The organism is Chitinophaga sp. (assembly GCF_035564935.1).
Taxonomy (GTDB): domain Bacteria; phylum Bacteroidota; class Bacteroidia; order Chitinophagales; family Chitinophagaceae; genus Chitinophaga.
This window is the reverse complement of record NZ_DATMTE010001096.1, coordinates 1-9,898: the sequence shown is the minus strand read 5'-3', so window position 1 is coordinate 9,898 and position 9,898 is coordinate 1. Positions and strand designations below refer to the sequence as shown.

Below are 9,898 nucleotides of genomic sequence, written 5' to 3'. Positions count from 1 at the left end.
GTGTATTGATTACACAATAATCTTGTTTGTTATCATTCTGATTTCTCAACTATTAAATCGATAAATATTTATTGTTATTTTTTTGCGTATACGCTTTACTGTTAGTATGGTTTTTTATTGGCCAGGGCGACTTACAGGCTTATATTTTTTTTGTTAAATTGATATTTTTATTTACAGAATGAAATATTAATTGTTAAATTATACGTTAATACGACAGGTCATCCTGTATGTAGCATCATAATTTAAAATGAAAAGGGATGCAGTCGAGCCTGATACACATGGGACACCGGTTGAAACAGATCTTAAAACAGAAGAAGATAAAGATTGTAGATTTCGCCACTATGGCTGGTTTTACAAATCAAATAGCTCATTACCACTTGCGGAAAAACGACATGAAACGTGCTACCATGGAACGTTTTTGTAACCTTATTGGCATTACCCCCGATGAGTTTATGCGATGGAATGGTGCTATGCAGCTAACCAACGGGAAAAGCATTCATCATGGAGAGCGTTTGCAACACATTATTGCGGAGAAGGGGCTGAACAAAAGTAAGCTGGCCGGCCGCCTGGAGATGAGCCGCCGCACGATGTATAACCTATTTGAAAAAGAAAGTTTTTCGCCGGATGAACTGGACAGGGTGGCGAAAGGATTGGATTTAAGCGTGGAAGGGTTTCTTAACCCGGGTACATTACAGGAAAGCCGGAACACAGATAGTGAAGAAATGATGTTGTTAAGGGAGAAGTACTATAAACTATTGGAAGAATATACACAGCTGTTGAAAAGCCATGCAACACTAAAAGATGAAATGCTGCAGTTAAAAAAGGAACTGGCAGCTTTCCGTAAACAACACGATTAAAAGCGAGCTTATCTTATTATAATGATATTTGTTGATAGTATTTATCGGTGATACTTTAAAATACGAGATAGTAAACCCTGTTTTGAGAATAAAAAAGTATTATATTTGTATATACACCCCATTTCTCACCAAAACAGGATGCTGTAAATGTCAGTTCCATATTATGTGCATGCAGGCGCCAGGTTGCGGCGTATATTAAGACAAAAACAAATTGTGATCCTTCACTATGCAAAGAAAACCGGGCTAACTCCACAGGGACTGTACCGCTATTTTTCACTAGCGGCTATCAAAAGAGAAAAGCTGGATATATTGCTGGGAGCCATTCCCGTTACGCTGGAAGATTTCTGTAACTGGGATTCACTGGAAGGAAATTCCTGGCATCATGGGGAACTGCTGCAGCTATATCTTGCGAAGCAAAAAATAAAAGATGAACAACTGGCAGCCCAACTGCAGCTATCAATGAATGAAGTACATGAATGGCTGGACTCAGCAGCATTCAATCCTGTGCAGTTGCAACAGCTGCATCAGCAGCTTGACCTGCCCTACGGTTACTTCATGGGACCACATGCAATAAAACAGGAGGTTAACTGGGCGGAGGCTTACCTGGATAAATGCATGGAAGTGCAACAATATATCAGGAAAGTGAATACCCTTGAAAGAAAGATCAATATCCTGGAAGCCAGGTAAGCCCCGGACTTAGCCGGCAGCCAGGACTTCCCCGCTGCTTTGAACAGTAGTCAGGGCAAAGTAAGCCGCTACTTCTTCCCAGTTATTTACCCGTTTATAATCTGTAAGGGGTAAATTATGCGGTGCAGTAAACAACAGCGGTGTTCCCTTAAATGTACGCAGGTTTTTGTCGTGATCGTCGATCATATAATCCGCTTCCACAATGGTTTTGGAACCGCAGAACACGATATTTTTCCAGCTGATGAAGGGAAAATGCTCGTCCAGCCATGCGTGTTTTTCCGCCAGTGACAGCGGAAATTCCATTGCTGCAGATACTACAAAAACTTCATGCCTGTCTGCCAGCGCTTTCACAACCTCCTGTGCGCCGGCCATTACCGGTATACCTCTGAAAAACCCGGGAGCTTTTAATATTTTCATAGCTACACCTTCAGGAAAAGCACTACCCTCGGGGATGTTGTTCAAACGTTCCGGGTCTATTACTTCCCCGTATTCTTTAGCGTATACGTCCAGCAGATGTTGTGTAAGATCTGCCATTACATTGTCCATGTCGATTGCTATTCTTGCCATATTTTGCTGTTTTTTGCAAATTTATGCAATAATCTGCAAATTATCGCATAATCTTTCATAATATTGCATAAAATAGCACGACTTATGTTGAGAGAGGAAAGGCTGGACTATATTCTCAAAAAGCTGCAGACTGACCATAAAGTGCTGCAGGCGGAGCTTAGCAGCGATTTGCAGGTGTCGGAAGATACCGTGCGCAGGGATCTGGAATCCCTGGCGCAGAATGGGCAGCTGATTAAAGTAAGGGGAGGAGCTATCCCGCATTCCCCAAATCCCTATTCTTTTAAGGAACGTATCGTATATCATGAAGATGATAAGAAGCATATTGCCACCAAGGCATTGTCGTACCTGCACAACGGGCAAACCATCATTCTTGATGGGGGTACTTCTACCTTAATGCTGGCGAAATTGTTTCCCGCTAACCTCCATATCAGGGTTATTACCAACAGTGTACCCATTGTGGCGCAATTAATTGAGCATCCCGTGATTGAGGTGATTTTAACAGGAGGCCTTATTGGTAAGGATTCTCAAACGGCCGGTGGCATGGATACCATCCGCATGCTGGAAAAAATGCGGGCGGATATATGCTTCCTGGGCATCTGCAGTCTGCACCCGGATGCAGGCGTAACCGGTCTGGATCTTGGGGAAGCAGATGTAAAACGCGCTATGGTGGAATCTGCCAATAAAACCATTGCACTGGCCACCAGCGACAAAATGGGAACAGCAGAACCTTTTAAAGTATGTGACATTACAGGGCTGGATACAATTATCACAGACAACCCGGACCTGCCTTCATTGAAACCTTATAGTAACCTGGGCATACAGGTGATCTGATCAATTCAACTTTTATCTGACTGAAGATGTTACACGATCTATCGATGGTAATGATTAATAAAAGAGCTACCCGCATTGCGGTGAGCGCCTTGTTTTTTTTAACCGGGTTATGTTTTTCCAGCTGGGCCTCCCGCATTCCGGATATCCAGCTGGCGCTAAAATTAAATGATGCCGGTCTTGGAAGCGTATTGCTGGCCTTGCCGGTAGGGTCTATCATTTCCCTTCCGGTAGCGGGTATACTGGTATCCAAATACGGTAGCCGGCAGGTATTACTTTTTGCGGCAGTTGCCTATGCTGTTGTGTTGCCAATGCTGGGGCTGGCACATACATCGTGGGAGTTGAGCGTGTGTCTTGTTTTTTTTGGTTTTTGCGGTAACCTTGCCAATATAGCAGTGAATACGCAGGCGGTGGGAGTGGAGGCCATGTATGGCCGTTCTATTATGGCTTCATTTCACGGGTTGTGGAGTGTAGCAGGTTTTACAGGCGCTGCTTTTGGTACCTGGATGACAGGTTTACATCTTGCACCGGTGTATCACTTTTTAATTATTACCGCGGTTTCCTGGGTGCTTGTGGCGCTTACAATGAACCGGTTAGTGGTGCGTGTTACCAATGAAAACAATGCTCCTTCCTTATTTGGAAAGCCGGATGCGTTCCTGTTCACGCTGGGAATTATTGCAATGTGTTCAATGATTTGCGAAGGTACTATGTTCGACTGGAGCGGCGTATACTTCCGCAGGGTAATACAGGTCAGAGAAGGATGGGCTGGCGCCGGCTATGCAGCGTTCATGAGCACAATGGCATCCGGTCGTTTTGTAGCCGACTATCTGACTACAAGGCTGGGGGTGAAAAAGATGCTGCTGATAAGCGGCGGCCTTACTGCCAGCGGACTGCTGGTAGCGGTTGTTTTTCCTTACTTTGTTCCGGCTATGCTGGGCTTTATGTTAGTGGGTGCAGGTGTGTCTGCCGTGGTGCCACTGGTATACAGTGCGGCAGGCAGGTCTACAAAATTACCCCCGGGGATGGCGCTGGCTACGGTGTCTACCATTGGTTATTTCGGATTCCTGTTTGGTCCGCCGCTGATTGGATTTGTGGCCCAGGCTACCAACCTTGGTGTTGCCTTCACCATGATTGCCGTAATGGGCGCGGCTATCGCAGTAATGTCTTCCCGGATAAAATTATGATCATCCTGCTGCTGCCCTGCTTTTGTGGGGCAGCGCACGGAAAGAAAGTTCTTCTTCCCGGTAGTCGAGCATTAACCAATATTCGCCGGTATCTTCTTCCTGCTGCGGCAGTTTCATGCTGGCAAGCGCTGTGAGTAAGGATTCCGGCGGATGATCAAATGGCACCAATCGAACAAGCGGGTGCAGGCCTGTTTCTTCATTATTGTTTTCCATCAGTAATTTCTTCGGTAGAAATTTCAATTCATTGATGGCAAGTTCCATTACTACAATCTCCCGCAGGTAAGGATTTGCAAGGTCTCCGCCCAGCAGTTTCTGTAACAGGAACTCCCCGAAGATGCTGATCTCTCTTTTGAATTGCAGATCCGACCGGTTGTCGATGGCCCAGAACTCCTCTATCACCGGCATGAGCTGCGCTCCCAGTAAAAAACAGGTATAGGGAAGCATCGTGTAAACAGGAGTGATCCGGTTAACCCGGTACAGGGTACAGCTTACCGACATTCCCTGCTGATACACTACCGCTTGCAGCCGTAAGCGTTCGCGGCTGTTTAAATCATATCGTATCAATACCGCTGTGGGATCACTGCGTAACTGCAAACATAATTGCGGCGATGCAATCAGGTCTGTCAACGCTTTCTGAAAAGATAGGAGTGACATAATGTTCAGGTATGATAAAGGTTCCAGGCTGCTTTTGCTTTGTTCAGTTCGCGGGTAACACCGTCAAATTGCAGCAGGTGAAAATAAGATTCATGAAACTCGAAGGTAATGCCACATAAGTTAGGTACTAACGGTAACGTATAATCGAGCAAATCCCATACCTCCGGCGGACAAGGCCCCGCGTGGGAGTCTGTGTACATGCCGGCCATTTCATTTCCGCCGGCAATATGGATTTCGATCACTTTATCCAGTTCGAGTTGTGCAATAAAAGCCCTGGCGTCGAAGTGGTGGTTTACCGCATTCGTATATACGTTGTGGATATCCAGGAGTAATCCGCAGGAAGTATCGTGCGACAATTCATTCAGGAAGGCCGTTTCGCTCAGCTCCTGCTCAGGCAGGTCAATAAAGTAAACATTGTTCTCTACCAGGAAAGGTGTGCTGACAGATCGTTTGATGGCGTTGATACGGCCGCCTATCATATCCAGTACTTCATAATCGTATGGCACAGGTACAGCCAGCCCGGCATTGTGTTCTTCCTGTTGTTCGTTATGAACTTTTACGAAAGAGAGATGATCGCTATGCCATTTAAAGCGATAGCGTTCATGCCATTCTTTCATTTTATAGAGATAGGATTTATCGAAGATGCCTGCACTGCCCAGGGAGTAGGAGATATTATGAGCGGTCAGGGGATATTGTGCGGCTATTTTATCCAGCACTTTCATCCAGGATTCAATTTCTTCAAACCTTTGCGGGGCATGGTTACCGCGGTCTGTCCAAAACATATCCGGGATAATTTCCACATAGTCGCATATACCTGGGCATGCGTCCAGGTATAATTCCAGCGACGGGTTATACAACAGGCCCACACCCAGCTGCGGAATAGTTTGCTGATAAAGGCGGCCTGTCCTGGCAGTTGATAATACTTGTGACATGGCAGGAGGTTTAAAATACCGCCCGGCAATGCCCGGGCGGTATCCGGATTAATGTTGTTTGATGGCAACGTCTTTGATAACAGCCATTTTATCCAGGTCTACCTTGATCACCTGTTCCAGTTTTTCCCGGATATTGAAGTGAACGCCGGATAAGCAGGCCTGGCAACCGCGGGGATTGATTTGTTTGATCACCATGGATTGCAGTTTGGTGATGTCTTCCAGTTTGGTGCCTTTGGGAACGGCAACATCTATGCGACCATCGTCGCCATAATGAATTTCAGCTGTACGCATGACATTTGATTTTTGGGGTGTTTTAATATAAAATAAAAGCAAGATTCCCTGCAGGCAGGGCTGTTGTAGAATTAGTACCAGTCGTTTTGGGGTTGTAGCGCAGGTATGTTTAACTGCGGATGATAAAGTTAGGAGAATAAGATGAGATCAGGATAAGTATTTATACGGAAAAACGGTTCACCGTTTTAATACAGTGTGTTCAGTTTATTGACCAATGCCAGCGTGTGTTTGAGTAGCTTTTCCATTTGTGCTTCTTCGGTGATGAGTTTGTTAATGCGTAACTGGAGGTAGAAGCGTAAGGTAATGGCATCCTCAAAATTGCTGATGAGCGACAGGGATGTTCCTAAGTCCGGATCCATCAGAAATTCAAGTTCCCCGTATATATGTTCGATGATGCTTTTGGGATGGGCTATAGTAATGAAGTGACGATCGAATGCTGTGGAGCCGGTTTGCACTTTACCAGGATTTAATGCACTAAGAAAATGCAGCGCGCCTTTAGAGGATATTTTAAGCCTGTTTTTTTGTTGGGGCAATTCCAGTTGCAGTAAGGTGTGTCCGGTATGTATCCTGCCGTTATAAGCTGGATTCATAAAGGATTTAAAGTCGTTGAGGTATGGATTATCATATTCATTTTCCCATGCGTAACGAAGCAGCCCTTCTGTTTGTTCATAGGTAAGCCTGAACGTGTGGCTCCAGATGGGCTGATGTTTATCGCCGGTTACAGAGTTGATGATCCCTTTGCCGTACTTCCTGTAAATCTTCATTGGCAGTAAATCCTCTGCTTCCTGCTCCCGCTTTTCTTCCAGGTACTGTCTGAGGTTTACTTCCTCATATCCCTCACCCTGAAAACTATCTTCCGGTGTTTTCATAAAAACAATTTTTTTATCTGCATAAGGTAAAATTAACATATAAAACAATGCGCATTTATCTCTTCTTCCAAAAAAAATCTTCTTCTCAAACAAAATTTATTTCCATTTATAAATTTCAATGCCGTAGCTTTGCACGATTTTTTTGTTCCCTCACACGGCAGAAAAATCAATTTGGTTTTTCATTTTCAATAGATTACACAAATGCCAAAAGACTCATCTATCAAATCTGTACTCATTATCGGTTCTGGACCCATTATTATTGGTCAGGCTTGCGAATTTGACTATTCCGGTTCCCAGGCAGCACGTTCGCTGCGGGAAGAAGGAATTAAAGTGATTTTGATTAATTCCAATCCGGCTACCATCATGACGGATCCAATGATGGCTGATAAGGTTTATTTGCTGCCACTGACCGTGGAAAGCATTGAGCAGATCCTGGAAGAAAACCAGATAGATGCCGTATTACCTACTATGGGTGGCCAAACTGCGCTGAACCTTTGTAAGGAAGTAGACGAACTGGGAATATGGGAGAAACATAACGTTCGCCTGATTGGAGTTGATATCAAAGCCATTGATAAAGCGGAAGACCGTGAACAGTTCCGCCAGTGGATGATCCAGCTGGGAATACCGGTAGCGCCGGCCAGAACAGCCAACTCTTTCCTGGAAGGTAAGGAATTTGCCCAGGAAATTGGATTCCCCCTGGTTATCCGTCCTTCATTTACATTGGGAGGTACCGGTGGAGGTTTTGTACACAGTAAGGAAGACCTGGACGAAGCACTGGACCGTGGTTTGAAAGCGTCTCCTATCCACGAGGTGCTGGTAGAAAAAGCCGTACTTGGATGGAAAGAATTTGAACTGGAATTACTACGCGATAAGAATGATAACGTGGTTATCATTTGTACGGTGGAAAACCTGGACCCGATGGGGATCCATACCGGTGACTCCATCACCGTAGCCCCTGCAATGACGCTGAGCGATACTGCATTCCAGGACATGCGCAACAAGGCCATGAAAATGATGCGCGACCTCGGCAACTTTGCCGGCGGTTGTAACGTACAGTTCTCTCTCAATCCTGAAAATGAAGAGCTGATCGCCATTGAAATTAATCCGCGTGTAAGCCGTTCTTCTGCGCTGGCTTCCAAAGCAACCGGTTACCCTATTGCAAAAATAGCCGCGAAACTGGCCATTGGCTATACACTGGATGAACTGGAAAACCAGATCACCAGAACCACTTCTGCTTTCTTTGAACCTGCGCTGGATTATGTGATTGTAAAAATGCCGCGGTGGAACTTCGATAAATTTAAAGGTGCAGATGATACTTTAGGCTTGCAGATGAAATCAGTTGGAGAGGTAATGTCTATTGGACGTACTTTCCCTGAAGCACTGCAGAAAGCCTGCCAGAGCCTTGAGAACGATGCACTCGGACTCGGTTATTATGGCAAGTCGCTCATGAAAAGTGAGCAGCTGATCGAAAAACTGAAACGTCCTACCTGGGATCGTATCTTCCGTATTAAAGATGCCCTGATGGCAGGTGTATCTGTTAAGCACATTCACCAGCTCACTTATATCGACCGCTGGTTCCTGAATCAGATCCAGGACATCGTGAATATGGAAAAACAGTTGCTGGAACTTGACCTGCAATCTGTTTCCGCAGATATGCTCAGGGACGCCAAGAAACTGGGCTTCTCCGATGCACAGCTGTCTGTATTGTTCGGCGATTGTGATGAAGATGAAGTATATGCAAAACGTAAGGAACTGGGCATCCGCCGTACTTTCAAAATGGTAGATACCTGCGCCGCAGAGTTTGAAGCTAAAACGCCTTACTTCTATTCCACTTTCGATACTGTTAACGAAAGCATTCCAACAGACAGGAAAAAGATCATTGTACTCGGTTCCGGTCCTAACAGGATTGGTCAGGGTATTGAGTTCGACTACTGTTGTACCCACGGTTTACAGGCCATCCAGGATTGCGGATACGAGGCGATTATGGTGAACTGTAACCCTGAAACAGTATCCACCGATTTTGACATGGCGGATAAACTGTACTTTGAACCGGTGTTCTGGGAAAACCTCTGGGAGATCATTGAGCTGGAAAAACCGGAAGGTGTAATTGTGCAGCTGGGCGGACAAACTGCGTTGAAACTGGCCAAACGCCTGGAAGCAAACGGAGTGAAGATCATCGGTACTTCCTTTGATAACATGGACATCGCGGAAGACCGTGGCCGTTTCTCCGACATGCTGAAAGACCTGGGCATTCCTTATCCTAAATACGGAACCGCCTATAATACAGACGATGCTATTGATGTAGCGAAGGAAGTAGGTTACCCTGTGCTGGTACGTCCTTCTTATGTACTGGGTGGCCAGCGTATGAGGATTGTTATTAATGAAGAAGAACTGGAAGAGTCTGTACTGAGCCTGCTCAGGCATCTGCCGGGGAATAAAATATTGATTGATCACTTCCTGGATCGTTGCCAGGAGGCAGAAATAGACGGTATTTTTGATGGTACTGATTTCCACGTGATGGGCGTGATGGAGCATATTGAACCTGCAGGTATCCACAGTGGCGACAGCCATGCTTTACTACCGGCCTTCAACCTGTCGCCCATTGAAGTGACCACCATGGAGTACTATGCCGAGAAAATAGCCCGTGCACTGAATATCCAGGGTTTGATCAACATTCAGTTTGCCATAAAGGACGGCAACGTGTTTGTAATTGAGGCCAACCCGCGTGCATCACGTACAACGCCGTTTATTGCAAAGGCATACCAGGTACCTTACCTGAATATTGCCACCAAAGTGATGATTGGCGCCAATAAACTGAAGGACTTCACCATTGAAAAGAAACTGACAGGCTTTGCGATCAAGGAGCCGGTATTCTCTTTCAATAAATTTCCGGGTGTAAACAAGGAACTCGGACCTGAAATGAAATCTACCGGAGAAGCGATCCGCTTTATCAAGGATCTGCGTGATCCATACTTCAGACAGCTGTTCAAAGAAAAGAGCATGTACCTGAGCAAATAATTCCTGTTAAG

10 protein-coding genes are annotated in these 9,898 nt (G+C 45.4%); 5 read left to right on the top strand and 5 right to left on the bottom strand.

Annotated elements, in window-relative coordinates; all coding sequences use genetic code 11:
* Nucleotides 1–257 precede the first annotated feature (257 nt).
* A complete protein-coding gene (locus VN105_RS28255; RefSeq protein WP_325646584.1) occupies nucleotides 258–857 on the top strand; it encodes a helix-turn-helix transcriptional regulator in 600 nt (199 codons plus the stop codon).
* 147 nt (nucleotides 858–1,004) lie between these two features.
* On the top strand, nucleotides 1,005–1,544 hold the full coding sequence (locus VN105_RS28250; protein WP_325646582.1) for a helix-turn-helix transcriptional regulator: 540 nt from the start codon (nucleotides 1,005–1,007) through the stop codon (nucleotides 1,542–1,544).
* 9 nt (nucleotides 1,545–1,553) lie between these two features.
* On the opposite strand, the gene VN105_RS28245 is transcribed toward VN105_RS28250, so the two are convergent.
* Complete coding sequence (locus VN105_RS28245) at nucleotides 1,554–2,111, bottom strand: 5' nucleotidase, NT5C type (RefSeq protein ID WP_325646580.1); 558 nt, start codon at nucleotides 2,109–2,111, stop codon at nucleotides 1,554–1,556.
* Nucleotides 2,112–2,195: 84 nt separating this feature from the next.
* On the opposite strand from VN105_RS28245, the gene VN105_RS28240 reads away from it, so the two are divergent.
* Both VN105_RS28240 and VN105_RS28235 read left to right on the top strand, forming a co-directional pair.
* Nucleotides 2,196–2,942, top strand: a complete 747-nt coding sequence (locus VN105_RS28240) for a DeoR/GlpR family DNA-binding transcription regulator (protein WP_325646578.1) — start codon at nucleotides 2,196–2,198, stop codon at nucleotides 2,940–2,942.
* 26 nt (nucleotides 2,943–2,968) lie between these two features.
* Nucleotides 2,969–4,123: an MFS transporter gene (locus tag VN105_RS28235; RefSeq protein ID WP_325646577.1), complete on the top strand. Its 1,155-nt coding sequence runs from the start codon at nucleotides 2,969–2,971 to the stop codon at nucleotides 4,121–4,123.
* Here the strand turns inward: VN105_RS28235 and VN105_RS28230 are convergent, their stop codons facing one another.
* The 4 genes from VN105_RS28230 to VN105_RS28215 all read right to left on the bottom strand — a co-directional run bounded on the left by VN105_RS28230 (nucleotide 4,124) and on the right by VN105_RS28215 (nucleotide 6,869).
* The gene (locus VN105_RS28230; RefSeq protein ID WP_325646575.1) at nucleotides 4,124–4,777 is read right to left on the bottom strand and encodes a hypothetical protein; all 654 of its coding nucleotides are present in this window, start codon (nucleotides 4,775–4,777) and stop codon (nucleotides 4,124–4,126) included.
* A 5-nt stretch (nucleotides 4,778–4,782) separates the two neighbouring features.
* Complete coding sequence (locus tag VN105_RS28225) at nucleotides 4,783–5,709, bottom strand: DUF692 domain-containing protein (protein WP_325646573.1); 927 nt, start codon at nucleotides 5,707–5,709, stop codon at nucleotides 4,783–4,785.
* Between the two features lie 48 nt (nucleotides 5,710–5,757).
* On the bottom strand, nucleotides 5,758–6,000 hold the full coding sequence (locus tag VN105_RS28220) for a hypothetical protein (protein WP_325646571.1): 243 nt from the start codon (nucleotides 5,998–6,000) through the stop codon (nucleotides 5,758–5,760).
* A gap of 185 nt (nucleotides 6,001–6,185) precedes the next feature.
* Complete coding sequence (locus tag VN105_RS28215; protein WP_325646569.1) at nucleotides 6,186–6,869, bottom strand: hypothetical protein; 684 nt, start codon at nucleotides 6,867–6,869, stop codon at nucleotides 6,186–6,188.
* A 201-nt stretch (nucleotides 6,870–7,070) separates the two neighbouring features.
* On the opposite strand from VN105_RS28215, the gene carB reads away from it, so the two are divergent.
* Entirely contained in the window at nucleotides 7,071–9,887 is a 2,817-nt protein-coding gene (carB, locus tag VN105_RS28210; RefSeq protein ID WP_325646567.1) for a carbamoyl-phosphate synthase large subunit, read from the top strand.
* The last annotated feature ends 11 nt before the right edge of the window (nucleotides 9,888–9,898 follow it).

Coding starts and splice junctions, on each gene's coding strand:
- VN105_RS28255 (WP_325646584.1), top strand. CDS start 258: ATGCAGTCGAGCCTGATACACATGGGACACCGGTTGAAACAGATCTTA.
- VN105_RS28250 (WP_325646582.1), top strand. CDS start 1,005: ATGTCAGTTCCATATTATGTGCATGCAGGCGCCAGGTTGCGGCGTATA.
- VN105_RS28245 (WP_325646580.1), bottom strand. CDS start 2,111: ATGGCAAGAATAGCAATCGACATGGACAATGTAATGGCAGATCTTACA.
- VN105_RS28240 (WP_325646578.1), top strand. CDS start 2,196: ATGTTGAGAGAGGAAAGGCTGGACTATATTCTCAAAAAGCTGCAGACT.
- VN105_RS28235 (WP_325646577.1), top strand. CDS start 2,969: ATGTTACACGATCTATCGATGGTAATGATTAATAAAAGAGCTACCCGC.
- VN105_RS28230 (WP_325646575.1), bottom strand. CDS start 4,777: ATGTCACTCCTATCTTTTCAGAAAGCGTTGACAGACCTGATTGCATCG.
- VN105_RS28225 (WP_325646573.1), bottom strand. CDS start 5,709: ATGTCACAAGTATTATCAACTGCCAGGACAGGCCGCCTTTATCAGCAA.
- VN105_RS28220 (WP_325646571.1), bottom strand. CDS start 6,000: ATGCGTACAGCTGAAATTCATTATGGCGACGATGGTCGCATAGATGTT.
- VN105_RS28215 (WP_325646569.1), bottom strand. CDS start 6,869: ATGAAAACACCGGAAGATAGTTTTCAGGGTGAGGGATATGAGGAAGTA.
- carB (WP_325646567.1), top strand. CDS start 7,071: ATGCCAAAAGACTCATCTATCAAATCTGTACTCATTATCGGTTCTGGA.